General features: G+C 49.0%; 29 protein-coding genes, 1 pseudogene and 2 riboswitches. Of the genes and pseudogenes, 8 read left to right on the top strand and 22 right to left on the bottom strand.

What is annotated here, in order from left to right; all coding sequences use genetic code 11:
- Positions 1 to 19: 19 nt before the first annotated feature.
- Positions 20 to 451, bottom strand: coding sequence for a MarR family winged helix-turn-helix transcriptional regulator (locus tag MHI45_RS21725; protein ID WP_076112838.1), 432 nt, complete (start codon positions 449 to 451; stop codon positions 20 to 22).
- A gap of 184 nt (positions 452 to 635) precedes the next feature.
- Here MHI45_RS21725 and MHI45_RS21720 point away from each other — a divergent pair, with 184 nt between their 5' ends.
- A complete protein-coding gene (locus MHI45_RS21720) occupies positions 636 to 1,415 on the top strand; it encodes a carbon-nitrogen family hydrolase (RefSeq protein ID WP_076112839.1) in 780 nt (259 codons plus the stop codon).
- Positions 1,416 to 1,948: 533 nt separating this feature from the next.
- Here MHI45_RS21720 and MHI45_RS21715 read toward each other — a convergent pair.
- The gene (locus MHI45_RS21715; protein WP_144024419.1) at positions 1,949 to 3,064 is read right to left on the bottom strand and encodes a lipoate--protein ligase family protein; all 1,116 of its coding nucleotides are present in this window, start codon (positions 3,062 to 3,064) and stop codon (positions 1,949 to 1,951) included.
- Positions 3,065 to 3,275: 211 nt separating this feature from the next.
- Between MHI45_RS21715 and MHI45_RS21710 the strand changes: the two genes are divergently transcribed.
- Entirely contained in the window at positions 3,276 to 4,175 is a 900-nt protein-coding gene (locus MHI45_RS21710; protein ID WP_076112840.1) for a CHAD domain-containing protein, read from the top strand.
- Positions 4,176 to 4,244: 69 nt separating this feature from the next.
- On the opposite strand, the gene MHI45_RS21705 is transcribed toward MHI45_RS21710, so the two are convergent.
- From MHI45_RS21705 to MHI45_RS21675, 7 genes are all read right to left on the bottom strand, one after another.
- On the bottom strand, positions 4,245 to 4,580 hold the full coding sequence (locus MHI45_RS21705) for a thioredoxin family protein (RefSeq protein ID WP_076112841.1): 336 nt from the start codon (positions 4,578 to 4,580) through the stop codon (positions 4,245 to 4,247).
- A 61-nt stretch (positions 4,581 to 4,641) separates the two neighbouring features.
- Complete coding sequence (locus tag MHI45_RS21700) at positions 4,642 to 5,028, bottom strand: MerR family transcriptional regulator (RefSeq protein WP_076112842.1); 387 nt, start codon at positions 5,026 to 5,028, stop codon at positions 4,642 to 4,644.
- A gap of 96 nt (positions 5,029 to 5,124) precedes the next feature.
- On the bottom strand, positions 5,125 to 6,318 hold the full coding sequence (locus MHI45_RS21695) for a Ger(x)C family spore germination protein (RefSeq protein ID WP_076112843.1): 1,194 nt from the start codon (positions 6,316 to 6,318) through the stop codon (positions 5,125 to 5,127).
- Positions 6,315 to 7,403: a spore germination protein gene (locus MHI45_RS21690; RefSeq protein ID WP_076112844.1), complete on the bottom strand. Its 1,089-nt coding sequence runs from the start codon at positions 7,401 to 7,403 to the stop codon at positions 6,315 to 6,317. The genes MHI45_RS21695 and MHI45_RS21690 overlap by 4 nt, the downstream gene beginning before the upstream one ends.
- A 30-nt stretch (positions 7,404 to 7,433) precedes the next feature.
- On the bottom strand, positions 7,434 to 9,197 hold the full coding sequence (locus MHI45_RS21685; RefSeq protein ID WP_076112845.1) for a spore germination protein: 1,764 nt from the start codon (positions 9,195 to 9,197) through the stop codon (positions 7,434 to 7,436).
- A 136-nt stretch (positions 9,198 to 9,333) separates the two neighbouring features.
- Complete coding sequence (locus tag MHI45_RS21680; protein WP_076112846.1) at positions 9,334 to 9,969, bottom strand: ThuA domain-containing protein; 636 nt, start codon at positions 9,967 to 9,969, stop codon at positions 9,334 to 9,336.
- A 39-nt stretch (positions 9,970 to 10,008) separates the two neighbouring features.
- A complete protein-coding gene (locus tag MHI45_RS21675) occupies positions 10,009 to 10,731 on the bottom strand; it encodes an SDR family NAD(P)-dependent oxidoreductase (RefSeq protein WP_076112847.1) in 723 nt (240 codons plus the stop codon).
- 196 nt (positions 10,732 to 10,927) lie between these two features.
- Between MHI45_RS21675 and ytxJ the strand changes: the two genes are divergently transcribed.
- The gene (gene ytxJ / locus MHI45_RS21670) at positions 10,928 to 11,254 is read left to right on the top strand and encodes a bacillithiol system redox-active protein YtxJ (protein ID WP_038585439.1); all 327 of its coding nucleotides are present in this window, start codon (positions 10,928 to 10,930) and stop codon (positions 11,252 to 11,254) included.
- Positions 11,251 to 11,493 carry a glutaredoxin family protein gene (locus MHI45_RS21665; protein ID WP_076112848.1) on the top strand — a complete coding sequence of 81 codons (243 nt, stop codon included), beginning with the start codon at positions 11,251 to 11,253 and terminating at the stop codon, positions 11,491 to 11,493. Before ytxJ ends, MHI45_RS21665 begins: the two co-directional genes overlap by 4 nt.
- A 196-nt stretch (positions 11,494 to 11,689) precedes the next feature.
- Here the strand turns inward: MHI45_RS21665 and MHI45_RS21660 are convergent, their stop codons facing one another.
- Complete coding sequence (locus MHI45_RS21660; protein ID WP_038585433.1) at positions 11,690 to 12,106, bottom strand: hypothetical protein; 417 nt, start codon at positions 12,104 to 12,106, stop codon at positions 11,690 to 11,692.
- A 106-nt stretch (positions 12,107 to 12,212) separates the two neighbouring features.
- Positions 12,213 to 12,401, bottom strand: a riboswitch (cyclic di-AMP (ydaO/yuaA leader).
- Positions 12,402 to 12,821: 420 nt separating this feature from the next.
- Positions 12,822 to 13,004: riboswitch (cyclic di-AMP (ydaO/yuaA leader) on the top strand.
- A gap of 124 nt (positions 13,005 to 13,128) precedes the next feature.
- Here MHI45_RS21660 and MHI45_RS21655 point away from each other — a divergent pair.
- Together MHI45_RS21655 and MHI45_RS21650 are read left to right on the top strand one after the other, a co-directional pair.
- Positions 13,129 to 13,638 (top strand): hypothetical protein, encoded by a 510-nt coding sequence (locus tag MHI45_RS21655; protein ID WP_076112849.1) that lies wholly within the window; start codon positions 13,129 to 13,131, stop codon positions 13,636 to 13,638.
- 28 nt (positions 13,639 to 13,666) lie between these two features.
- The gene (locus MHI45_RS21650) at positions 13,667 to 14,119 is read left to right on the top strand and encodes a hypothetical protein (protein WP_076112850.1); all 453 of its coding nucleotides are present in this window, start codon (positions 13,667 to 13,669) and stop codon (positions 14,117 to 14,119) included.
- 77 nt (positions 14,120 to 14,196) lie between these two features.
- Here the strand turns inward: MHI45_RS21650 and MHI45_RS21645 are convergent, their stop codons facing one another.
- The 11 genes and pseudogenes from MHI45_RS21645 to MHI45_RS21595 all read right to left on the bottom strand — a co-directional run bounded on the left by MHI45_RS21645 (position 14,197) and on the right by MHI45_RS21595 (position 22,753).
- Complete coding sequence (locus tag MHI45_RS21645; RefSeq protein ID WP_038585425.1) at positions 14,197 to 14,385, bottom strand: hypothetical protein; 189 nt, start codon at positions 14,383 to 14,385, stop codon at positions 14,197 to 14,199.
- A 79-nt stretch (positions 14,386 to 14,464) separates the two neighbouring features.
- Positions 14,465 to 14,629: pseudogene (locus tag MHI45_RS35220) on the bottom strand (group II intron maturase-specific domain-containing protein); the annotation flags it as partial.
- Between the two features lie 234 nt (positions 14,630 to 14,863).
- Positions 14,864 to 15,496 carry a hypothetical protein gene (locus MHI45_RS21635; RefSeq protein ID WP_076112851.1) on the bottom strand — a complete coding sequence of 211 codons (633 nt, stop codon included), beginning with the start codon at positions 15,494 to 15,496 and terminating at the stop codon, positions 14,864 to 14,866.
- Positions 15,497 to 15,514: 18 nt separating this feature from the next.
- Positions 15,515 to 16,081, bottom strand: a complete 567-nt coding sequence (locus tag MHI45_RS21630; RefSeq protein ID WP_076112852.1) for a hypothetical protein — start codon at positions 16,079 to 16,081, stop codon at positions 15,515 to 15,517.
- A 660-nt stretch (positions 16,082 to 16,741) separates the two neighbouring features.
- Positions 16,742 to 17,935: a transposase gene (locus tag MHI45_RS21625; RefSeq protein ID WP_076114670.1), complete on the bottom strand. Its 1,194-nt coding sequence runs from the start codon at positions 17,933 to 17,935 to the stop codon at positions 16,742 to 16,744.
- A 308-nt stretch (positions 17,936 to 18,243) separates the two neighbouring features.
- The gene (locus MHI45_RS21620) at positions 18,244 to 18,438 is read right to left on the bottom strand and encodes a hypothetical protein (protein ID WP_076113742.1); all 195 of its coding nucleotides are present in this window, start codon (positions 18,436 to 18,438) and stop codon (positions 18,244 to 18,246) included.
- Between the two features lie 39 nt (positions 18,439 to 18,477).
- Positions 18,478 to 19,767 carry an ABC transporter permease gene (locus MHI45_RS21615; RefSeq protein WP_076113741.1) on the bottom strand — a complete coding sequence of 430 codons (1,290 nt, stop codon included), beginning with the start codon at positions 19,765 to 19,767 and terminating at the stop codon, positions 18,478 to 18,480.
- Positions 19,760 to 20,662: an ABC transporter ATP-binding protein gene (locus MHI45_RS21610; protein ID WP_076113740.1), complete on the bottom strand. Its 903-nt coding sequence runs from the start codon at positions 20,660 to 20,662 to the stop codon at positions 19,760 to 19,762. The genes MHI45_RS21615 and MHI45_RS21610 overlap by 8 nt, the downstream gene beginning before the upstream one ends.
- A 3-nt stretch (positions 20,663 to 20,665) precedes the next feature.
- The gene (locus tag MHI45_RS21605) at positions 20,666 to 21,595 is read right to left on the bottom strand and encodes an ATP-binding cassette domain-containing protein (RefSeq protein WP_076113739.1); all 930 of its coding nucleotides are present in this window, start codon (positions 21,593 to 21,595) and stop codon (positions 20,666 to 20,668) included.
- A gap of 16 nt (positions 21,596 to 21,611) precedes the next feature.
- On the bottom strand, positions 21,612 to 22,007 hold the full coding sequence (locus MHI45_RS21600) for a GntR family transcriptional regulator (protein ID WP_038585414.1): 396 nt from the start codon (positions 22,005 to 22,007) through the stop codon (positions 21,612 to 21,614).
- Between the two features lie 17 nt (positions 22,008 to 22,024).
- Complete coding sequence (locus tag MHI45_RS21595) at positions 22,025 to 22,753, bottom strand: hypothetical protein (protein ID WP_076113738.1); 729 nt, start codon at positions 22,751 to 22,753, stop codon at positions 22,025 to 22,027.
- 228 nt (positions 22,754 to 22,981) lie between these two features.
- Between MHI45_RS21595 and MHI45_RS21590 the strand changes: the two genes are divergently transcribed.
- Positions 22,982 to 23,764: an MBL fold metallo-hydrolase gene (locus MHI45_RS21590; RefSeq protein WP_076113737.1), complete on the top strand. Its 783-nt coding sequence runs from the start codon at positions 22,982 to 22,984 to the stop codon at positions 23,762 to 23,764.
- A 377-nt stretch (positions 23,765 to 24,141) separates the two neighbouring features.
- On the opposite strand, the gene MHI45_RS21585 is transcribed toward MHI45_RS21590, so the two are convergent.
- Positions 24,142 to 25,107: a tyrosine-type recombinase/integrase gene (locus MHI45_RS21585; protein WP_038585405.1), complete on the bottom strand. Its 966-nt coding sequence runs from the start codon at positions 25,105 to 25,107 to the stop codon at positions 24,142 to 24,144.
- A 204-nt stretch (positions 25,108 to 25,311) separates the two neighbouring features.
- On the opposite strand from MHI45_RS21585, the gene MHI45_RS21580 reads away from it, so the two are divergent.
- The gene (locus MHI45_RS21580) at positions 25,312 to 25,740 is read left to right on the top strand and encodes a chemotaxis protein CheW (protein WP_076113736.1); all 429 of its coding nucleotides are present in this window, start codon (positions 25,312 to 25,314) and stop codon (positions 25,738 to 25,740) included.
- The last annotated feature ends 2 nt before the right edge of the window (positions 25,741 to 25,742 follow it).

Genomic DNA, 25,742 nt, shown 5'->3' with positions numbered 1-25,742 from the left:
AATTGGTATATAAGTCAGGCTACAGTAAATTGATGTTTTGCTGCAGCCGGGTAAGCATATCTATAAGCACTTTGAGCTCCTGCTCTTCAAATCCGGTGAGCAATGAGCGGAGGAACCGGATCTTCTCCTCCTTGTAGGAGAGAATTTTCTCACGTCCTTGTTCAGTGAGCGAGACCAAAGTCACCCTGTTGTCGGCAGGATTATTGCGGCGGGAGATCATGCCGTTCTCCTCCAGCCCCTTCAAATGGCGGGTGACCGCTGCAGCATCAATGTCGACTTCCTTTTGCAGCGAAATCTGACTGATTTCTGCAACCTGAAACAGCTCGTGAAGCAGGCGGAGCCGCGTAGGGCTGATGCCTGCACAACGTTCAAACTTGGGGCTGATTCCCTTGTTCAGCGCCTGCAGCAGTTCAAATATTTGCTCTTCTTCCTCAGGCAGATGTTCAGTCAAAATTAACCCCCTTATAGTTTTATAAGCTCCACTACTGTGGATTGCTTTGTACAAAACTGGATTCAAAAAGAATACACTAACGCAAATATATTGCGCAAAATCCTTTTGATAAAAATTAGTTTACACCGATATGGTTGACCCGTCAACTAATTTATCAATAATTATTAAAGAGGAGGCTGGAAATATGAAAATTTCCCTGATTCAGCTCGATATAGCATTTGGCAAACCCGAGGCAAATTATGTGGCCGCTGAACACAAAATACGCCAGGCCGCAGCAACTCGTCCTGACTGCCTCATTCTCCCCGAATTATGGACGACCGGATACGATCTAACACGGCTTGATGAAATTTCCGATCCAGAGGGGCAGATTACGAAGGACTTTATTTCCGGCCTGGCCCGCGAATATGGCATCAACATCGTTGCCGGTTCCGTAGCCAACAAGCAGGCTGCCGGGATCACCAACAGCATGTTCGTCTTTGGCCGTAATGGCGGGCTTGCCGGGGAATACAGCAAGCTGCATCTGTTCCGCCTGATGGATGAGCACCTGTATCTTCAGCCAGGAGAAGACAAGGGGCTGTTCAGCCTGGACGGTACGTTATGCGCCGGATTGATCTGCTATGATATCCGCTTCCCGGAGTGGGTGCGCGCCCATACGGCACTCGGAGCGGAGGTGCTGTTCATCAGCGCCGAATGGCCGTTGCCCCGGCTGTCCCACTGGCGTGCCCTGCTGATCAGCCGGGCAATCGAAAACCAATGCTACGTCGTCGCCTGCAACCGCGCCGGAGCTGATCCGGCGAACATTTTCGCCGGGCATTCCATGATCATTGATCCGTGGGGCGACATTATATGTGAGGCCGGAGAAAGCGAGGAAATCCTGAGCGGCGTCATTGATTTACAGAAGGTGCGGGAGGTAAGACAGCAGATTCCGATCTTTTCCGACAGACGGCCAGAGCTGTATACGTAGCCGCTGCCCGCAGGAAAAGCCGAAACAAGAATTATATAGTTTGAACAAAACAGCGGTCTCATTACACCGCACCATATAGATGTATTTACTGCAACTAATCCGGTCCAAAATGGAGATTATTTGGAAATAAGTGTATTTCCTGCAATTAAAAATTCCGGAAAGCTATGTTTGGGCCGGATCGACACTTTTTAAGTGTACAGAATGCAGTTATCTCCTTGCCGGGCCTAAAAGGTCAGGTTTTAGTTGTATAAAGTGCAGCTATCCGCTTAGCAGTGCCTCTTATTATCGTGGACACTGTGCGGTTAGCATGGGCACGGTATTTGTCGCAAACTTGCGTTCAGCTCAGCTTATATCAGTAACATTGCGGCTCCTTATCACCCCATAACAAAAGGTGCTGCCGCAGCTGCTTAAAGCAGCTGTCTTGCAGCACCTTTTGCGGGGTTTGGCCGGAATCGCCATACCCAAACCCCAAACTCAAACCCCAGTTCCAACTCAAGCTTCAGCTCACATTCAAGCTCAATCCCTGCAGACGCTCAGCGGGCATAACGTTCCCGCAGCACCCGTGCCGCTTCCAGCACACGCTGATCCGCATACTGCAAGTCATAACCGGTCTCCTCCCTGAGGAGGGCAGCCGGTTTAAGCTGCACTCCGCGCCCGGCGATTGCCTGCCGGATGCCTGAAACGAACACCGCCGCCGAAGCCGGCCCGCCGAGTTCGCTTAACGCAGCGATGGTCTCCGGGCGGACCCGCGGATAAGACAAAGACTCGTCCCCGCCGGACGCAGTCTCATAGAATCCGCGGATCAGCTCTCCGCGCTCCTGCCCGGAGCCGGAGACCACAACGAACGCGTGAACGAAATACGCGCTGCTCTGCCGCCGCTGGGCAATGCCGCAGAACTTGCGGCCGCCGATAGCCAGATCGAAATCGCCGGGACAATAGGAACCGGTGATTTCTCCGGCCTGGATCAACGCCGCAGCCTGCGGATGGCTTACCGCTACGGCTTCCTGAATCAGGGAAGCCAGCAGCCGGAAATCGTCGTGAAAATCCAGCTTGCCCGGAGTTTTCGGAAGGACCAGCGCCACATTGACGATCCCGGCATCCAGCGGCACGGCAGCCCCGCCGGAGTGACGGACCGCCGTACGAAACCCGCGCCGCTCAAGCCCGGCCATCGCCTCATCTGCGCGGGGCAGTTTGCTGTCCCGCAGGCCCAGTGCAACACCTGCGGGATGACTCCAGAGATGCAGGGCTGGAGGGGCCAGTCCCGCTCCAATGTCCCGGCACAGCGTCTCCTCAAATGCAAAGGGAACCAGCATGCCTCCTGCCTCTCCAGCATCTCCTGCCATCACAGCATGCTCTGCCTTCCCCACATCTCCAGCCATCACAGCATGCTCTGCCTTCCCCACATCTCCGGCCATCACAGCATGCTCCGCCTCTCCACCATCTCCGGCCAATGTAACATGTTCCGCTTCTCCCGCATCTCCTGACTTCACAGCATGTTCCGCCACCGCTCCACCTTCAGCAGCCTCACTTCCGCCATATTTTGCTGCCTTCCCGTCATCATCTGACAAATGCTCAAACAGCACCATTTCATTCGGAAGAGCGCGCTCCGCGCCCGATTCTGCTCTGTTAATTCCTTTATTGATCATCATTCATCCCCCGAGTACCTATTGAATGTTAACCTTTGTCCGAACCAATAGTCATATTGTAACCGATCCGCAGCCTGGCGCGAAGGCAAAGCGTGGGTTCAGCATTTGAAATAGCCGCAGGATACCGTTATCCTAATACCATAACAAGTTTCAATCAGCGGCAAGATTAAGCGCTGAAGCTCATGCTATACACAACCTTGAGGAGTGATGCCGCATGACAGTCGAACAACTTGCGAAGGACAGGCAGTTAAGCAAGACCAGACAATGGGAACAGGCGATGCACAAGCTGTATATCAACTTTAGAGACTACAGCAAAGACGCGCTCAAAAACTTTGATGACGAAGAGATTCATCAAGCCAGAGTCAACAGCCGCAAGCTGCTGACCCTGCTGTCCATTCTCGACCCGGATCATTCCGCCGCAGCCGAGCTGTACAGCGTATTCAAGCAGGCCCAGAAAAGGCTGGGCAAGGTCAGGGATGCAGATGTTCTTATTGAATCTTTCAAGGAAAGACGCAAGAGCGCCAAGGAAGCCGGCGAGGTGAAAACTGCCGAACTGCTGAAGGCGGTCATCAAACACCAGAAGGATAAGCGGAAGGAATACCGCAAGAAGCTGGAGGCTGAGCTCCCAAAGCTGGCCGGCAAGGAATTGGACGGGTTATGGGAAGCTTTTCGAAGCAGCACGCTTGAGCCACTGGCAGCGAAAAGAGATGTAAACGTCGTCATGCGCGAACTTGAAGTAGCTTTTGAGCAGAAGAAAAAAACATGCAAAACCCTATTCAAAGGTGCCGAGGCCGAATCACAGGAAGCCTTCGACGCGCTGCATGAGCTGCGGATCGCCGCCAAGGAGCTGCGCTATACAGCCAATGCGGCCGCATTCGCACTCAACCAGAAATTCCATGCCCATGAGGAGATTTACAAACAGATCCAGGAGCAGCTTGGCGAAATTAATGACAAACGCGTATGGCTGGAAACACTGAATTCCATCGGACGTGATGAGCTGGGTGTTGGCAAAAAGACGTGGAATGAGTTCACAGATGCTCTTCGGACCGAAGTGCTGGAGGCATTGCATCATAATGAGGTTGTTCCCGTTGCGGAGAAAGCCAAGTCACTTTGAATTCATAAATAGACATAGGAAGAGGCAGGAAGCGCATGCTGGACATGACGCTCACTGCCTCTTATTCTCTTATCTGTTGCTTACAGCCGCATACTTGTTCAATACACCCTGGTAGGCCGATTTAGGACGCAGGCCGACCAGCTTCTCCACTGGTTGACCTCCACTATACACAATCACCGTAGGCAGGCCCATGACTCCGGCTTCCCCCGCCAGCTCCGGCAGTTCATCACAGTTCACCTTAACGATAGCCACACTGTCTCCATACTCGTCATTCAGCTCCTCTAGAACAGGCAGCAACATCTTGCAGGGCGCGCACCATGGCGCTCCGTAATCAACCAGTACGGTCCCGCTGCCTCTTAGTTTGGCCTTCAGATCCTCAGTTTTCTCTGCATTGATAATAGCCATCGTTAGTTCCTCCCATGTGTATATCTTGAATAATACAAAAAGTACATTCTTTGGACCGTCTTCATTCGGACAGCGCGTTATCAGCTGCCTCTGCCTCCAGCCGTTCCTGCTGGATGGAGGCCATCCGCTGCTGCAGGTTCAGCTTAATTTGGCTGAGCTGCACAATCTGGCGCTCAATCTCCTCCAGCTTGCTGCGGTATAGCGGCATCACTTCCGCGCAGAATGCTTCTTTATTCTTCAGCACGCAGTGCAGAAAACCGGAAATCTCTTCCGTGGACAAACCCAAATTTAAATACAGCTTAATCGTCTCCACCGTCTCTACAGCAAGCGCTGAATACTCCCGGTATCCATTCGCCTGGCGGAGGGGAGCGATAAGTCCCTGACGCTCATAATAACGCAGTGATCGGACACTGACGCCCGTCTGTGCTGCAAGTTCACCTATTTTCATAGCATTCATTCTCCCCGGGGTTCATGAGAACTTCTATTCCAAGTATAAACCCTGACACCAGTGTAAGGGTCAAGGACTTTCTTGAATAACCGTGCTTTATTCGGTGGAAGTCCCGGAAGCCCCGTATTCCTCTATATGCAGCTTGACATCAATGGTTATCGGAACCCGGCTGAAGGTTTCATCCCAGTTCCCTTTCACCTTCCTCCATACGGCAGGATGCTGAATACGCAGGATTTTGCCGAATCCGGCGGCGTCGGCATGCAGCTTTTGCTGCATTGTCTCCACAGAGGCTCCGGCCATTTCCTTTACCTTATCCTGCAGCACCAGTTCATCCTGCTTCATATAAGCAGCGTCCAGCTTTTGTCCTCCATGTGCGAAAGTCTCCGCATATCTGCCCGTTGACTCGATCTTCACGGCAAAAGAGATCTCGCCTTCCTCGACCTTAGCCTTGATTTTGCTGCCCATGGACTTAACCTCATAAGTAATCAGCCTGCCGCTGCCATCCTCAGTAGTCTTAAGCACTCCGCCTTTCCCTTTTCCCGTAAGCCAGACGACACCCTCCAGCTCCTCCTCGTTTAAGAAGCCTTGCAGCTTGCCCGTCTCCCCCTTGATCACACCGGCTCCGGCAAATTTCATCTCATTTTTAGCAGCTATTACATTCTGCAACATAAAGGTGGTTTTCCCATGCAGGGGACCTGCGGCCTTTGCGATAGACACTGGCTCCCAGATCCGCAGGTTCCGGTCCCTGTTGCCAAATATTCCCTCCAGCACAAACGCAGGTGTCTGGCCCGGAAGCACGTTGTTCAGCACATCACTGGCCTTTCCCTTGCTGACGAGAATCAGCACACTGGGGCGGATATCATTATCCCGGCTGAAAAAATCGACCAGCTCTGAAAGCTTGGTAGAACGTGCCAGCTGCTCGCCGATTACGATGACCTTCAGATGATGTCCAATGGGAGGATTGTTTGTACGCAGCGACAGTTCACGGATCGCTTCGAAGATGGAGTCTCCGGTTTCAGTCATATTATAGAAATTTCTGGAGGATGCACCTTCCTTTTTTGAACCCACTGAACCTTGGGGTACGATAAATTGGTAGGTGCAGGACATTCGTCTATTCTTCGGGTACCCCCCGCCCCTCTGCTCAAAATCCTCTTCGATTGGTGTTTCATCCGCTATGTCGAGCGCCACGGCCACTTCCATATTTAAGTTCTCAATAGGCGTGCTGCTCCAGCAGCCGGATAACCCTATGCTTTGAATTAGAAGCACGGCAAGCAGTACGATTCGCTTCATGATCCGGCTCTCCTGAAATGAGCAACAATTAGCAGCGGCAACGGCAGCAATCCGAACAGCAGAATGGCCCAATTACCAAGGCTGGTGCCGAATGCGAACAGGCCATTGATATTCGGAGGAGTTTCCGTAATAAAATAAACAAGCGGAAGCAAGGCGAATAGGCAATGGTCGAGCTTTTTGTTGAAGATTTGCGAAATTCCCAGCGCGGCTCCATAGAAGGAAATGCAGAAGGTACAAAAAATTTGCATAATCCAGATGACCAGGAGCAAGGATTCGAAACGTTCAAACAGCAGGTTCACCTCAAAGCTGCGTATCAGATCGATGAAGGGCCATGTCCGGGTGACTACACCCTCTACAGAAAGTGCCCCTATCGTCATTACAACAGCAACCACATAAAAGATCATAGAAATCAATGTCCCTACGACAAGCACCCGCCCTGCTTTTTTGGGTTTTTCCATAAAAGCTACAAGGAACAGCAGCGCTTCACCAGCCGTATACGTCAGAGCTGTCGGCCTAGTGCCTCTCAATACCGGACCCAGCCCTTCCCCGAGCACAGGGCGGAGATTGTCTATATCAAATATTTTCAGGCTAAGCAGACAGACCCCGAAAAAAATCGCCGCGGCCATGGGGGCAATCAGTCTGCACATCCGGGACAGCGCATTAATTCCCCCTCTGCATAAATAAAGCGCAATCCACATGAATACAGAGGCAACCGCCCAATAGGGTGTACCCTCCAGCAAAAAGAATCCGGTAACCTCCTGCATCGAACGCAGCTCATAACCGGAAATACATAAAAAATACGCAGCGATGACCACTCCCAGAATCGCCGCAAGCGGCTTGCCGATAATAATTCTGCTGTACTGATAAAAGGTCTTGCCCGGAAACCGCTGGCTAAGCAGCACAATTACCATGCCGGCCACCATGGACAGCAGGGCACTCAAAATAAGCGATATCCACACGTCAGGAGTGCCGGCAGCCTGTACAATTGTCCGGGGAAGGGTGAATACGCCTGCTACGAGGATGTAATTGACCATAATAATGGTCGCTTGGCTCGTCGTGATGCTATCCTGTACTTTCGCATTCATGGTTCTCACCTCGATCTCCTGAGTTGTGGTTTATTTTTTACGTATTGGATCCTTGGGCTGCAGCAATGCAGGACGGCGCTTCATCAATTGCAGGGGGATGCGGATAATGAAATCGCGCAGGTCGCTCATCCTGTAGGGAGTTACCATGCTTAAATAGGGAACCCCGAAGCTCTTCAGTTTAATCAAATGGCTGCTGAGCAGGAGGAAAAACATAACGACACCGTAAAGCCCGAATACAGCAGCGAAAAACATCGCCAGGAAACGGAGAAAGCGCAAGGTAATCCCCGCACTGTACATGGGAATCGAGAAAGAGGAGATCGCTGTAACCGCAACGACAATGACCAGAATCGGACTGACAATCCCCGCCTCTACCGCTGCCTGGCCGATAATCAGCCCCCCGACAATGCCCATGGCCGGTCCAATGGGTTTGGGCAGACGCAGGCCGGCCTCACGCAATATTTCGATAGAGATTTCCATAATCAGCGCTTCAATTAATGTAGCAAAGGGGACCCCCTGCCTGGAGCTGATGATTGAAATCGCCAGTTTGGTAGGAATCAGCCCGGGATGAAACGAGAGAAAAGAAATGTAGAGCGCCGGAGCAAACAACGAGACCGATGCGGCAAAAAAACGCAGGAGCCGCAGCAGTGTACCCGAAAACCAGCGGTCATAATAATCCTCCGGTGACTGCAGCAGCATTCCGAAGGTAGTCGGCATTATCAGCGCAAACGGTGTGCCATCCAGAAGAATGGCCGCTCTTCCCTCCAGCAGCGCCGCCATGACCCGGTCCGGGCGTTCTGTGTTCTGGATCTGCTGAAAGGGGCTGAGGTAGTTGTCTTCCATGAGTTGTTCCAAATATCCTGATTCCTGGACATCATCTATATTGATCGTCTTGATTCTCCGGGTGATTTCCTTAATCAGCTCATCGTTGGCGACGCCCTTGAGATAGGTCAGCACCAGTTCCTTCTCAATTCGCTCTCCCACGGTAAAAGAAATCATGGCCAGCTCCGTGCTCTGCCCGTGTCTTCGCAGCATCGCCGTATTATCACTGAGCGTTTCATTGAAACCCAGCCGCGGACCGCGCAGAAGCGCCTCCGATATCGGCTCCTCCACACTTCTTGTGTTGCCTTTCGGAGTACCCAGTATAAAAACCTCTGCCATTCCTTCAATCAGCAATACCGCAGAGCCGAACAATACCTTTTGCAGCGAGAGTCTCAGCTGGTCGGTATATTCAATTTCCGAGACCTGTACTACCTTGTGCACGATAATCCCTTTCAATATTTCTGCTGGCGGTGCTGTGGTCATGCCTTCAAAGGGCCGCACCGTGTTCATCAACGGCATCAGGATGTTCTGGTCCATGCCCTCTTTGTCCGTAAGTCCATCCACAAAAAACAGCGCGGCCTTGATTTCCAGGCTTCCGATGCGCAGCTCTCTGACATTGACGTCGGACATATCGGCACTTATCTCCCTGAAGGACTGTACATCGCGGTGGAACTCTCCGGTATAGGTCAAGGAAGGAGCGGCCTGTTCAGTGTTGTTTTGAGCAGGGGGTGCGGCTGTGGCGGTTTTTTTATTCTGCACGGCGATGCTGGTCTGATCTGCTTCCCCCGTATCTTCGGAGCTTGGAACACCCCCGCCTTTTTTGCCTTCAGCCCGCATTCCCCGGGTGCTCGCCTTGCCCTCTTTCATTCGGAGCCAGATCATTAGGCGGGTTAAGACGACCGGAACGATGAAGATGACAAAACCTTGAAACAGCACCTTCCAGCCGGGCACAAGATCCCATAGCATCTTCCACATTCCATGCGTCCCCCTTTTTATTCGTAACCCTATTTTGACCGAAGCTGGAACATTCATACATCAAAAAAACAGCTGCATGCTCCTCTTGGGAAACGTGCAGCTGTTATGATGTGCTAAAACGATTCAAAGATAGGAGTTACAGCAGACCCGCTGCCCACATTCCGCCTTGGCGGATCATTTGGCGGAACGGCTCTACCGAGAAGGAAGGCAAATGATGCCCCGGCATCAGATAAACTACACGGCCAAGTCCGAACTCATGGCACCAGGCCGCCTGACGCATGGCCCCTTCATGAAGGTACTCTGCCAGCACGGTCGTCTCAAAATAAGGATGCATTTCAAAGTAGTACGGCTCGTCCTCGATGACGAACTCGCTGATCCCCTGCATAATGGGATGCCCGTGTGCCGGTATTTTCATATGCAGGGAGGTGTATTCCGGATGATGGGTGAAATGCGCGCCCAGCATGGCGCCCAGCTCCTGATTCCGCTGCAGGGAGATTCCGTTATGTATAACGAGCAGACCTCCGCCCCCCGCTACATAAGACAGCAAAGCGGCACTTTGCTCCGGGGCTATTTTCTGATCGGAAAATTCGGTATAAGCGATAACCAGCTTCAATCCCTCGAGGTTGTCTTTGTTCAGGAGACTGTAATCTTCAGAAGCCTCCACCTGCAGATCAGGTGACAGAATGCGCTTAATCTCATGATCCACACCGGCAAAAGGATGGTATTTCACCTCACTGTAGCTGCCAAGTGCAAGTGCTTTCCCTTCAGACATGTTCTTCCCGCCTCTCTTCCTGCTTCTCTTAGTGTATAGTTACCAGGGCCAGGCATTGCCGTCCAGGTCGAGATAAGCCGGCTCCTCACCCATATACTTCTTGTGCTCCTGCACGATATTCATAATCTTACGCGCCGACTCTTCAGGAGGAATAGGTGCCTCCAGAGCCTTCTCACCATTCATATAGGACTGCAGCCAGCCGGGGTGAAAGACCATAACCTGCCCGCCCATCACCTTCAAATGGTTGTGCATCAGGGAGGACTGCATATTAAGCGCTGCTTTGGACATACAGTATCCGTACATATTAATCCGTTTGTTCCGGCCAATGCTTCCGGCTTCTGAGGAGATATTAACAATCAATTTCTGCTTGCTCTGCATTAACAGGCCCATCAATTCATTACTGACCCTCAAAGAACCAAGCGTGTTTACATTATAAATGTGAGCCATGGCTTCATCGTCCATATCAACAAGCATCGTGGCATCATCAGCTCTATGAATAATACCGGCATTATTGATAATCATATCAACATGAGCGGTACTGCCCGAAATGCTGCGTGCCGCTTGCTTGACACTCTCACGGTCGCCGATATCCAGCGGAATCAGAGTTAATCGGTCCGGGTACTGCTTTTTCAGTGCGTCCAGCAATTCCGACTCCTTCATATACTGACCGGCAAATACGGAATATTTGTTCTCTAGAAGCCAGCTTGCCAGAAAAAAACCTAAACCACGGTCAGCACCGGTAACAAAAGCAACCCTTTTCATGAATATGGACACACCCTTTACGATTCTTCAGGATACACGCGGCATCTCTTTCACATTAGCATGGCAATCACGTTTTTTCAACGTCCTTCATGGGACTGTAATTCTGCTGAAAGGGGTGCTCTAACTTCCTTTTTGATTTAATTTTGAACTATGTTACAATCGTAGTTACAAGTACTTATAGGAAGGTGAGATACCGATGTCTATCCAACAACTTCACACTCTGGAAGAACTGCAGCAATATGTTGCGCAACCAGGTAAAAAACTGCTTTTCAAGCATAGCACTACCTGCCCGATCAGCGCCAAGGCCAACGAGGAATTCACTGCCTATACGCAAGGCTCCGAGACTCCAGCTGCCATTGTCCATGTGATTGAAGACCGTCCGCTGTCCAATCAGATTGCCGAAGATTTCGGGATCAAGCATGAATCTCCGCAGATCTTCCTGCTGGAAGACGGCGAAGTCCGCTGGAACACCTCCCATTGGAAAATCACCCGGGACGCCATCAAGGCAGCTGTGAGCCAATGAGCCAGCCGGTAATTGTCTATTCCACCACAGGATGCAGCGACTGCAATCAAGTGAAGCAGTGGCTAACCGAGCAAAAGGTTAGCTTCGAGGTGCGTGATGTTATGACAAGTACAGTGTATCAGGAAGAAGTCGAGAAGCTGGGCTTCATGGGTGTGCCTGTTACTGTGTACGAAGGCCGCGCAGTCAAGGGCTTCAACGTTTCCGAACTTAAGGAGCTTATTGGAGCAACCGCTGAATAATTCATAGCGTGAGGCATATAAATATTTATATTCAAGTGGAAACGGCTTTGCCGTCCTTTTTAAGGACGGTACCGTTTCAGCGAGAAATAGAAGGATAAGTTATCGTGTGAAACATATAAATTCTTATATTTTTGAAAAAGGCATCTCCTTGGACCTCTGTCCAGGAGATGCCTTTTATTTGCCCTTTTATTTGGCCTTATCCTGGATTCGTTGAGACATCCGCCAGAAAAGAGACATTTCCGCTGTGGGAATAGATGACGGAATCCGCTCCAAGTCCTTTATAGACCAGTCTGGGATTCATCGAAGTCGTAATTACGTATATTGGCTTTGTCGTCCAGGTCCGGCACATCTGGATATACCGGCAGCATAAGGTCACACTGCTCTCGAACAGAAATACTCTGCCTACCGGAAAAGAGGGGCGGAACCATGTATTCTGATGATGTGTATCCACCACAAGATTGACCTCGATTCCCAGTTCCTCCAGACGCCGCTTCTCCGCTGCATTGTTGGCGATTCCTGCGATCTTGTAGCCTCTGAACTTTAAGATTTTGATAAAATGCTCCCCCGCTTTAGTCGGAGCGTTAATGAGTACATATTCTTCCGAATTCGCCATATCTTCCTCTCCTCCGGCCTAGGACTTCCATTCATTTGCCCGTACGAACACAGCAAAAAACCACAAAGGAATTCCCTCTGTGGTCCAATTAACGGTCACATTGTGCTCATCCTCTCTAATACGCTTACGAGGTTAGCTGTCGGATTCGGGCAGTGAGAGTCGCCCTACCTGTATCCATGCGAGCATTCTCTCGCACTTTCACAGGATTCACCCCATAACCGGCTCCGACTCTCACATCGGCTGCCGATTGTTGGTTCCCCCGCTTTCCATAACGGAAATTAAGCGGACTGCGTATTCGATTGTGTAGTAAACAGAAGTAATCATACTCTGGCGATCACGGCCTTGTAAACCGCCAAACCTGCCAAAATAATGCATTTAGTAAACCCAATCCAGATCGGGTAGCGCTTACTTAAGCCTCAATCTCATCATTCCTCTTATTTACTCGGCTTATCAACGATTTGCGAAAAAGCATTCAGCGTTGTGATTATATTCACCCGCTGTTGAGCAAATTGCCTTTTGGGCTCTAATCACCCTAAATCAAAAGCAGTCGTATGCACGAGATAAAAAGCTGAAAATCGTTGATAAACACCCTTTTAGCACTTCTTATCGTTTCTTTTGCCATAATCCCCTGAAAATCGGCTCAGAAGAATGTTTTTTTCTTTTTACAAAGCTCATGCGAAAAGGTATGATTCGGTTTGAATCCAATGCATGAAATGCGATATGAACGCTGAATTCCCGCAATGCGGGAAACGGGGGAACCATCAGGCCCGCAGGGCCTTACCTGGAAGATAAGAATCTTTCTTGGGGTGAATCCGAAGGAGACTGTGGTCTCATTAGGTAGGGCGACTCTCACCGTCCGAATCCGACAGCTAACCCCGTAAGCGACTAGAGAGAACCTTGATCCGCCACGTGTTTTCGCCAGGTGTATTTAAGCCTGTACCAAAACCGCAGCAGAGGTCCTCCTCTGCTGCGGTTTTTTGTGCTGAGGCTGCAGCTTATAAATGGGTAGGAGGGAAAACGAAATGAACCAGCGCAGGCTGTCACGTATAGAAGTGTTTGTATTCGATGCCCCCTGGCCATTCCATCATGCCGCGGAGTCATCCGGCAAGTGCCGGTATGGTGTGCTGAAGCTTACGTGCAAGGCTGGGTGCAGCTGGGGAGCGGGGATACTGTCTGCGGAAGGCGATCATTTTGACGTCATTAAATGGAGCAGCTTTCTGAGAAGTATACGCAATCACAGGCTAGAAGAAGCCATAGAAATTGTACAGCAGCTAGGTGCGCAGTGGGAGCCGGGTCAGCAAGAAATCGTGCAAACGGCCCTGCTGGATTTAAAAGCCAAGCTGCAAGGCAAGGTCGTCACGTCACATCTGCAAATGGTCCCCTATTCCCGTACGGCTGGGGCCGGCGGTACGCCCCCCTTCAGACGGATGTACTATAAACCTTCAAGTTCCCTGCTGCATAAAGGCAGCTGGCAGGAACCGGACATAGCCGAGCTAATGGACAGATCCATCACTTATTTCTCCATCTTATAATTTCTTATTCAGGAAGGAACGTGAAGACATGCCAGACCCATTATCCCCGGAATGGACAGCTGCCAGCGAGTTTGCGGAATATGTCCAAAAGAACACCGGAAATATTTATGCACTCACCAGTCTGCTGCTGGGAGAGGGTGCCGTTGCGGAAAAGACTGCGATGAAAACCTTCACTGAGCTTTATACCCGGTACCTTCATGATGATTTCATCCCGCAGCCTTTCTCTCTGGATGCGTACCGGGAGTGCATTCAGCAGTGCTCCCGGGCTGCGGAGGAGTGCAGCCTCTTTGTTTCCAATGGATTAGCCTGGGAGGATCAGATTGTGCAGGTGTTATGGTACGGCATGCTGCTGCCCCTGCCGGCAATCAGCACCATTCTTGAGCAAAGCGTGCCGGTGCTGAAAACCCGGCTGAGACATGTGCGCGAGCAAATGTGCCGGTTGGAAACGTTGCGGCCTGAAGCAAACTTGTTTGTTGTATAGCTTCGTATGGAATATAGCAACTTGTCAAAGCGCATGAAAAAGCCGCAGCATAGTGCTGCGGCCTTTTCTATTTATACTCAGCTCTTGCCCTTGCCGCCTTTTGCGAATCTCCAGGCCGCTGTACAGCAGCCCAGCAAGCCCACTCCGAGCATTAACGTCTGCAGCACACCCAGCAGGGTAGAGCCCTCCGGCTTAAGCATGCTGCTGAGCAGAATCAGCAGAATTGAAGCTGCGAGGATCGCGGGGATTTGATTGTTTTTTTTCAAGATTACCACTCCTTATCTTATTAAATAAGGTACACTATAACCCTTCATTTAACCAGCAGGATCCTGAACTCTCCATTCTCTATATGTAGAGACGTATAGAAACAAGCCTTAGAACGCAAACAGAGGCATCATAGTCAACAGCTTTGATTCGTGGGTTCTTCCAGTGCTTCCAAAGGCACATTTGCAGCTTCCTTCGAAACCATCTATCTATCGTTTGAAAGACTGGTGTATCCGCCAGCGAGAAGTATCCGCACCAGCTTAAAGGTACTGACTCAGTTCACGGTGGATACCCTTGTCTAAGCTAATGGCTAGTACTGCCTTCACCATTCTGGACATGAACCCTAGAGATAGCGCCCATGCTGGGCGAACTAAAGGAAGCCGCAGTTTCCGAACCACGGCTTCCTTAGTTAAAACCTATGATCACTTTTCAATGCGCGCATAATGCAGCTCATTATTATTTGGTATCATAAATAAATCATTATTCTTTTATTTTATATTTCGAAAAAACCTCCTTCTTAATTTTTTCATGTTCTACATTCTCTGAATCCGAAGCAAAAGAAACTTCTGTCTCATTAAGGTTGAATTTACCGTTGTTCACGTTAATTACAACGTACTGACCTTGGTCATTTTGCATCAAAAATATAATATATTTCTCCCCTTTTTCTAGTTCAGAATATTCTTCACGAGTAATCTTATTTTCTTTTTTTTCAGGTTTTGCATATCCTATTGGTTCAATAATCTTAAGCGATTGCGATGTTGCAAGATTAAAATCTTGAGGACCTTTTAAAATTTTATCGATTTTCAAATCAGTTAGTGTATAGAAGTCCTGAATTGCTCCATCTCCAAAATACGTTGTAATATGTTCTCTTTCAGGAAAATCCATTGTAGGACTACCAACGAGAATTAAGTCTGCAGCTTGGTCTAATTGATTTACATCATTAAATAGAATATAGTTTGCATCCATATTTATTGTCTCTGCTTTTTCAATGGGCGTACTTTCAGCTTTATTGTTTGCTTCCAATCCTGAAGTATTGATAATGGCAATAGTTAATGCTATCAAAGCAAGGATAATTATCTGCTTGCTGTTAAATTTAATTTTTTTCTTCAACACAATGTATCACCCCTAATTTTAATTTCCCCATTTTGCTTTAAGTTGGTTCTTGTCATACTGTTGAGGGCCAATTGTTTGAACACCTTGAAACATTACAGAATCGGTTATACCTGATTGTGTCGTATGAGCCAAAGATAAGGTATGACCAAGTTCATGAATTGCATTTGAAATTCTTACTGCTGATGAACCAGGAGATTCATATACAATTAAATTATTATTATAGCTTGCGAAGGTCGTAAATGCTCTTGGTACATTATTATTTACGGGATTTCCATTAGCATCGTAATAAGAAGATAATCCAAGAAAAGTAGGATCAGCTGAAAAGCCAACATAATATTTGTCTGGCAAGCCACTCGATGAGGTGGTTTTCCCAATGGCAACATTAGAAGAAATCCCCCCCCAACTTGCTCTTGCCGTATCATATATTCCTTCATATCCATATGTTACTACGGAAGAATCGTAATAGGCATTAAACTTTGCAGAAGAACGTCCGCCTGCAAAAAAATCAGCAAATGCACTAGTTGGAATGCATATAGCCAAAATAAAAACGGATAGTAAAGTGCCTACTAATCTTGTCTTCTTCATTTAAAAACACCACCTGTATAATTTTTTAAAGGATTTTATTTCTATTAATTAACTAATGATTCTAATTAAAGCAATTTCACACATTAATTAAAATGTTTTACGATTAATAAGTATTATACAAACTTTGAGAGACTTTCTTTATCTACAAACTGCTTTTTAAATTACGAAGCCTTAGAATCGATTACCCAAAATGTTTTTACTCTACAAGCTTTACTTGTGGCACAAAAACCTAAGCTTTTTGAAAAAGATGCTGGCCAGCTAGTCCTTTTCTAAGCACACTAATCATAACACTGGATGACATTTATATTAATAGGACATTTTTCCTTTTTTTCTAATTGAAAACATAAATAAAATTCTTTCTAGATCTTACTTCAATAAACGGTTCATAAGAACTAGTTGATTCTTTACAAATTCAACTCCCCAGTTTTGCTAGACAATAGAATCTTCCTCGCTTAATCTTTTTAGTTTACTGAATTATAAGCTAAGTGATTTACAACAATTGCACAAAATTTTACAAATAAAACACAGGTTCTTATCTGAGCATTTTGCATAATTCATATTTCGATTGAGAGTCCATGGTTAGGCCACAGCGAAATCTCAGTGTTGTGAGAGCGGAGCGATAAATGGACAGACGGGCAGAATTTCAATGAATTTGAAATTTCAAGCGGCGTTTTGGACTCGTTGCTTGACGATGGCAAGTGCAGAGGCAAGTAACACAATCGCATTCAAATATTGGTGTGTTGTCACTTTTTGAATCCCCCAGACGTGAAGCTGGTCTGCAGTTAAATAGGTCTTCATTCGAGAGTTGCAGCGTTCTACACTGGTTCGTTTATTGTAAAGTTCCTTCCAGCCTCGGCTTTCCCGATGCGGCAACGCGTAACGCCGGAGATCCGTTTGACTGTTGATTTTAACCACCATTCCATAATTGGACGACGAACAAGTGACCATACCCAAAGGACAATCCACTTGACCTGTCGCATGTGGACAACGAAATTTCAAATGTACCTTTTCCTGTCCCCAATACGTCATAGGAAATCCCATCGAACAACAAGGCGTGCCTTTGCGGGTGATCCCCGCTGGCGGTTCCTTTTCATTTCGTGGATTCAGCGGAATAATGGCTTGCGCCTTGACGTTCCGGGCCGCCTCGTAGTTTTTCATTTGGTCGTAGCCCGCATCCAGCATGAAGAATTTCACTTTGGATTTTGCAGCGACAATCGTCATGAGTGCAGGCCCTTCGTCTCCGTCGTTCACATGGGCAGGAGTCACCTGGAGCACCATAGGAAGTTCACTCTTGGCATCGACGGCCAGATGCAGCTTATAGCCAAACCACTTGACTTTGTTGCCGAAGGTGTCGAACTTTGCACCCCAGTTGGCATGGCCAGTGAGCTCGCTTTTTCGCTTGGGTTCTTTTTTCTCGTAGGCGTGAATGGCTGCGCTGTCGATGGCGACATGAGTGCCGTCGATGATTCCAGCTTCTTGGCACTGAGCCACAAGATCCTCAAACAACTGCTTGGCAAGGCTTTTGCGAGTCAACTCGGCAAAAACCCGGCTTAACGTGGAAATTGAAGGGGCGGGGATGTCCAGCCGAAGTCCACATTGGTAACGGAAACGAAGGTCAAACTCCAGTCTGCGCGCTAGGCCGGTGAACGTATCGATGTTCTCTAAGGGAGCCGCGAGTAATGCGCGAAGAATGCCTTGACGGCAGTGCCCGTCCGCTCCTCGGGGTGAAGGATTTCTCAATTGTCTCGCGTAAGGTCGCAGGTCCAGTGCGCTGAAAAAGATGGGCAATCGCTCTTTTGATTCGATTTTTTGAAGCTCCTCAAAGGAAAATAGACTTTCTTGGAGAATATACAAAGGGGACTTCCTCCTCTTGAGTGTTTTGGTGTCGTTACCAAAAAACTTCTCCAAGTTGGGGTGAAGTCCTTTTTTATGCTCAAAATCTCTTTGTGTACCAAGGGCTTAGATTAATGCAAAATGCTCATCTATATAACGTGTATTGGTAAATGTAAAAGCATGACCTCACTTTAGATATGATAGTCATCAGGCCCTCTTTATCATATGAAGGCCTATTTATCGGTTTCGTTAAACGGAGTCACTAATTCAATATAAAAAAGCCGCGGTTTCCGAACCGCGGCTTCCTCAGTAAAACCTATGATCACTTCTTAGTGTGCGCGTTTAGAATGTCTGCCAAAGATGATTAATGACGCAATCATACCGGCAATGCCCATTCCTGTCAAAAGCCCTTGAATAAAATCAAGCAGATTCGATCCATTGGACGGCATTAACCTGGCGACCAGTGCGATTAACGAAGATACTGCAAACAGCAACCCGAATGTTTGTTCATGCTTTTTATTCATCCTTGCCACTCCTCAAAAGGTTTATATTGATGATTCCAATTAAATTTTGTAGGCCTTCATCGCTTTTCTGATCTCCTTGATGCTTGGGCGTTTGCCGTACATCAGCACTCCCGTGCGGTAGATCTTGGCGGCCAGCCAGCCGAACAGTAAGGTGGTTGCCAGTAAGATGAGAATCGAGACCAGAATCTCCCAGGTCGCTACCTCGCCAACGCCAATACGCAGCAGCATGCTGAGCGGAGAAGTGAATGGAACAAAGCTTGCTACCTTAACTAGCAGGGTATCCGGGACAGAGATGCTGAACATCGGAAGATATAAATTGACGAAGCCTAGCATAAGGATCGGCATGATCGCCTGGCCCAGGTCCTCGGTACGGCTGACAATGGAACCTACAGCTGCGTACATCAAGGCGTACAGGAAGTAGCCCAGAATATAGAGTACCAGTCCGTATAGAAGGATACTGATGTCCAGCTGCCCCAGATCAAGATCAAAATCGGTCAGGATACTGGCATTATGCGGAAGCATAAGGTTGGCGGCTACGCCTGCGGAGATAATCGCAATTTGCAGGATGCCGACCAGGAAGATGCCAATCACTTTGCCGAACATTTGCGTCAGTGGTGCAGCACTCGTAATCAGGATTTCCATGATACGGGAGCTTTTCTCTGAAGTGATTTCGGCGGAGATCATATTGCCTGTCATCATAATCGACATAAAGAACAGCATAAGCAGGGCATATACAATCACATAGTTGATAATTGGCGGTGATTCCTCTGCCGTACCTTCATTTCCTGCTCCTTCTGAGCTGATCTGCTGGGTACCAATGGATACCGGGGTGTACATTGCAGCCACCTGTTCCGCAGTCAGCTTATCGCCTACAATCAGCTGAGTATTGGCTTGCTGCAGTGCATTCTGCAGATAGCTCTGCACATCCGAATCAATCTCACCGTTCTTGCTGTAGTAGGTAACTGCGGGAATGCCTTCACCGCTCTGTGCACCCAATGTGATATAGCCCTCGATGTTTTCCTCATCCAGACCCTTCTTGAGCGCTGCATCATCGGCAGTAGCATATGGACTGATCGTTACCGGGGTCACGCCTTCAGGCGGACTATAGGCCTGGAGGAGCTCAGCTACGCGGTTGCCATCCTCTGCCACGACTCCGATCTGCACTTGGTTCTTTGCGGACCCGTCGTCTCCCTGGAACAGCTTCACCATATACGGAATGTTCATCCCGATGCTCAGCAGAACCACCAGAATCAGCGTAGTAATCAGAAATGCCTTGGTTCTTACTTTATTCTTGAATGTAAAACCGATAATCGTCCCCATTTTATTCATTGGATTCACCTACCGCTCTAATAAAGATTTGGTTTAGCGTCGGTTCCTTGATCTCAAAATGCTCTACCTCGCCCTGTGCAACAGCATGCTGCAAAATGCGCTGGGCCGCACCGATTTCGCGGATCGAAAGAACATATCCCCGTTCCTGCCGCTGGACGGCAGTTACACCGGCGATACCTTCCAGGCCAGCCACTTCGCCCACTGTGCGGAGTATAACCTCCTCGCGCGGGTAGCCTTTCTTAATCTCGCGGATATCTCCCTGGACCACTGTATTGGAACGGTCAAGAATAGTAATGTTGCGGCATAGCTCCTCAACATGCTCCATCCGGTGTGTAGAGAACAGGATACTGGTGCCCTGATCCCTCATTTCGCGGACGGTATCCTTCAGCAGCTCCACATTGACGGGATCAAGCCCGCTGAAAGCTTCATCGAGAATCAGGATTTGCGGTTTATGGACAACCGCGGCGATAAAGCCCATTTTCTGCTGATTCCCCTTGGAGAGCTCTTCAATTTTCTTATTGTAATATTCCGGGACCTCAAAGCGGTCCAGCCAATAACGCAGGCTCTTGTCCGCATCGCCTGCCGCCATGCCGCGCAGCCGGGCCAGATAAATAATCTGGTCGCTCACCTTCACCTTCGGGTACAGTCCGCGTTCTTCCGGCAGATAGCCCATCAGATGCTGCAGCTCATTGCTATAGGACTTGCCGTTGTAGAGAATCTTGCCCTCGTCGGGATAGATCAGGCCAAGCACCATGCGCATTGTTGTTGTTTTGCCGGCGCCATTGGCTCCGAGCAGGCCGTAAATCTCACCTTGCTCTACTTTTAGATTGATTTTGTTTACTGCGGTTTTGTCTCCGTACTGCTTTACTACCTGTTCAAGCTTCAAAGCTTCCATTCGTTAGTCCCCTCTCTTCTGGTCGATCAGGATCGGACGATGTCCTTGTGTCCATAAGCTTAAAATCTCATCCAGCTCCAGACTGCGGCTCTTGATAACCTTTACGCCCAAGTCCTGAATGCGTTTCTCATTCTGATTAAATTGCTGGGTTATAAATGAAGCGACTCCCGGTGTCTCCAGTGCAAACTGCTGAGCCCCCGGCAATTCAGCCGCCAGTCCCCTAAGCTCTTCCTCATCCTGCACGCCCACCCACACCTCGCTCCATGAACCAAACAGGCTGTCCTTCTCCGCCATTCCAAGCAGCTGTCCCCGATGCATCAGTACAATAAAATCAGCCAGCCGCCGAACCTCCTCGACGATATGGGTGGAGATAACAACGGTCGCATCGCTCTCATCCATATACTTGCGGATCGACTCAATCATACTCTTCCAGGCGAAGGGGTCGAGACCCGAGGAGGGCTCATCCAGCAGCAGCAGCCGGGGCCGGGAAGCCAGCGCAGCGGCAATCTCGAATTTACGGCGTTCACCTTTGGACATCTTGCCCAGCTTGGCTCCCCTCGGTACTTCAAATTTATCCTGCAGCTCCTGAAAGTAGCTATGATCCCAGGAAGGGTACCAATGCCGGCGGAATTCGGCGGCCTCATCTGAGGTCCAGTAATTCTCCTCCGTTAGCGGGGTTTCCGGCACATAGGCAATGCTCTGGCGTAGTTCAAGCGGCAGACCTGCCTTGTGCTGCTGTTCAAACCAGAGGATCTCGCCTTCCTCCGGAAAGGTCAGCTGCAGCAGCATATGAAGTAACGTGCTCTTGCCGGAGCCGTTCTGGCCCACCAGTGCGGTAATATAGCCTTGCGGGAAATTCAGATTAAGCGGCCCTATCGTCCTGCTGCGCCGCTTCTTGCTTACATTCCGCAGCTCTATGGCCTGCTGTACCATGAGATGAACCCACCTTTCATTCCTGTTTGTTGTATTTGTCTTTTACAATCTCTACAAATATTCCCGTCAGTTCCTCTTCACTGCATTGGACCGACAGGCCAACATCCACCGCACTTTCCAGAGCTTTACGGACGGCATCCCGTTTGTATTCTTCCATCGCCCCGTCGCCCACATGGGAGACAAAGGTTCCGGTTCCCTGTCTTGTCCGCAGCAGCCCCTCATTCTCCAGATCCTGATAGACCCGGCGGACGGTGATCACGCTGCATTTCAGATCTCCGGCAAATTCACGTATGGAGGGAAGCAGTGTCCCTTCCGTGATGCCTCCGCTGATGATCAGCGACCGGAGCTGGGTTTCGATCTGATGGTACAGCGGCTCGGCACTGTTCTCGTTAATCTGTATCGGTATCCACATAAGTTACCTCCGCCCTCTCATACGAGATCGCGGCTTTTAAGCCGATGTATCGTCAATTTGGAAAATAATTGCACGGATACCGTGCCCAGCAGCAGCGTTCCCCACATCAGCGGAGATAACAGCCCCCATTCCTTCGAGCAGGAGACGCTGTACAGAAACAAATTTCCATCCGCCCATTGAATCAGCAGCGCAACCCCGAAGGACGACGTCATCAGGGCCAGGGTGATCCAAAAGTACGCTTTGCCGCTAACCAGAAACTCCACAAAAATATAGATGCCAGTCATCATCAGGCCATAACCGATCCAGGTAAATGCAAACGCAACGTATGAAGTCCCTGGCAGCTGGCTGCGTATATCGTCACTAATGGCGTACATTAAACCGAAGAACAATACGCCATTCAGACAAAATGAGAACATTGCATCCAGCTTTCTTTTGCACAGGATCACCGCAGCCGGAACAGGCAAACTCCGCATATAGGCCAACATCCGGGTATAGGAGTCTTCACTTAAATATTTCATGGTACGCCGCGAGAACGTGAAGCCCAGCATGGGAATCATAGAAATCAGCAGGAAGTCGGACATCAGCCTTCCGTCACTTCCGCTCAGCGCATCTTCCGTGACCATTACAGTCATAGCGGCCATATATCCCATAAAGATAATGGAAAACAGCAGGGCCCTCACTATGTTCAGCTTGTCACCGCGGAAATCTGCACGGACCAGCACCCAGGCGTCTCTAAATATTGTCATTACCTTTAACCTCGCTTTGTTGTTTCTCCTGCGGTAGGCTGCAGCGGATAGACACGGTTCAGTGTGTATCTCTCTGTGCTTACTGTATATATCTATATACACAGTATATGACCTGTATTTTCCATTGTCAAGAATCATTTGTAATAAATTTCAATCGGCTATAAAGTAGGAATCAGCGGAGATTTGTAGGCTACTCGAGAGAAAATACTCAGTATCGGGGAGGTTCATATGATTAGTGACCCATGGTTTACTGTTCAGCAAATGGATGAAGCCACATTCGCAATCAGCGAATACGGGCATTGGGAGAAGGTGCATTCCTTTCTGCTGCTGGGGGAGGAAAAAGCTGCACTGATTGATACCGGTCTTGGCATCGGCAATATCAAAGAAATAACGGATCAGCTGACCCGCTTGCCGATTGAAGTGCTCACCACTCATGTACATACGGACCATATCGGCGGCCATGGACTATTCAGCAGTATTTATGTCCATGAAGCGGATAAGGACTGGCTGGTCCATGGCATTCAGGGTTTGTCTATCGGGCAAATCCGCAGGGACATCGGCAGAGATCTGACCCGGCCTGTGCCGGAGGGCTTTGACCCGGACGCTTACAAGCCTTTTCAGGGCGAGCCAGCCGGCTTATTAAGCGATGGGGACCTCATCTCTCTGGGCGGCAGAACACTTAAGGTGTACCACACTCCCGGGCATTCTCCGGGTCATGTATGCTTTGTCGATAAAGACCGCGGTTATTTGTTTACGGGTGATCTGCTGTATGATGAGACGCCTGTGTATGCTTTTTATCCTTCAACAAGTCCTGCCGATTTGGTCAATTCCCTGGAGAGAATGGCTGCATTAGACGGAATCAACAAAGTTTACGGTTCACATAATACACTGGGTCTAGAAGCGGAGATTCTGGAGGAAGTGAAGCTGGCGGTTAAGTTTCTACGGGAACATGAACTGGATCATTTCGGCACGGGGATTCACACATTTAACGGCTTTAGTGTGCAGTTCTGATACGGAACGTCTGTGATCATGCGGACTACAGTTCCGTTATATTGCCCAATCTCGCGGCTTGTGAAGGAGTTCAGACTCAGAAGACGCTCACGCCCAATCCTGTTAAGGCAAAGAGGGACTGTCCCAAGCATCCATTCGCATGGCGCAGGCACAGTCTCTCAGTAATCCCATTAAATACTACAATTTAAAATTCAAGATTTATGTATATCGTGCCATATTTTGTCGTACAATATCACTTATGCGACATTTTTCCCGAAAAAAAATAGGCTTCTGCGTACTTGCGCATTACGAAGCGATTATGCATTCATTATAGGGCATATCCATACTGCTGTATAGGAACTTCCCAGAAATACTAGCGTATTTTGTAAAACTTTGTCTTATTGAATAAAAATCCGCAGGCTGTCCTCTACAAAATCAGGGGCAGCCTTTTGAATTTGCTGCACGGTATGGAGATACCGCTGAGTAGTATTGATGTGGGAATGCCCCAGCGATTCCTGCACCTGCTGTAGTGAGGCGCCCTGCAGCAACGCAAGTGTGGCATTGGTGTGGCGCAGCCAATGTGGAGTAAGCTTTTTCTCAATTGAGCTCGCCTCTCCGGCTGTCTTGATAATCCGCTCTACTTGTCTTGATGATAACGGGAACATCAGAAGCTCCGGGGCAGGATCACCTTTCCCGGCAATGGCGCTGGATAATTGGGAGTACAGCTGCCAAAGGGTCGGCGGTACCTTGATCTCTCTGCGTTTGCCGCCTTTAGCATTCGCGATGGTCAGCCAGAGAGAGGTTTCCAGCGGATCTGTGTGGAAATCCCCCCATTTCATCGCCGTCAGCTCAGATACACGAAGCCCCAGCATCACCAGCGTCAGCCCAATCAGGTAATTGCGCAGGCCCTGCGTCTGGAGCTCCCCCAGCAAATCCCCCACCTCTCTTTTGGTTAAGAAATTTTTTCGGCTGGTAATCGTAATTTTGGGAATCCGCACACTTGAGGTCGGATTAGCTGCAAAGATGCCAATATGCTGATCACTGCCCCATTTATAAAATGATTTCAAAGGTGCGAGGAACGCGGCAATACTTGCCGGCGCCAGTTGCTTAGGATAGCTGTAACCTCCCTGGGTCAGAAAGAATTTATACGCCTCAATCTCCCTCCAGGTAACCTCCTGCAAGGATGTGCCAACTATAAATTTACGGAAATCAGCAATCGCCCGCCTATAATTACGACGTGTATTTGCATTGGCACAGCAGGTTGCCACAAACATCTGAACAATCTGATCGTCACTGAAATTGCCCTCCCCAGAGTAAACCAAACCTAACTGGGCGTTGCTCAATTCTGCTTGTTTTATTGTCATTTCATTGCTCCTCTATGATTAAAAATGTCGCATAAGTGATATTGTACGACATCTTTCCGGTTTTTTGTCTCATTTCCTCACGTCGAGAAGGACCAGAGACACATCAGGAGTAACATGCTAATGAATTGTTAAGAAAAGGAGGAAGGAACCCAGCGCCTGAGGAGCGGCTGCTTAATCACTTATTTGAGAAAACGGAGGTAAAATATGGAGGCTGCCACACAGAAGCAATATGTCGAATTCGGGGTGGACAACGAGCATTATGCCATCCCCATCTCCGATGTTCATGAAATTATAAGAATGCAGGAAATTACGGATATTCCAAACGGCCACTACTACGTTAAGGGCATTATCAATCTGAGAGGGAAAATTGTGCCGGTGCTAAGCCTGAGGGTGCTGCTGGATATGGCGGAAATTGCCGAGACTAAGCATACACGCATCCTGGTGGTTCATCACCTGGAGGAATCCATTGGTGTCATTGTTGACAACGTGAATAAAGTGACTACGTTCAATGATATTCAGCCCGCACCGGACAGTGTCTCCGGAATCAGCGGTTCCTTCTTCACCGGAATAGGCTTCTCTTCTTCGGGTCTGGTCGGAATTCTGAAGCTGGATGAGATACTGCTGCGCGAATAACC

The sequence above is a fragment of the Paenibacillus sp. FSL H3-0321 genome (assembly GCF_038002865.1).
Lineage (GTDB): Bacteria > Bacillota > Bacilli > Paenibacillales > Paenibacillaceae > Paenibacillus_AQ.
This window is presented reverse-complemented; position numbering and strand designations above follow the sequence as displayed.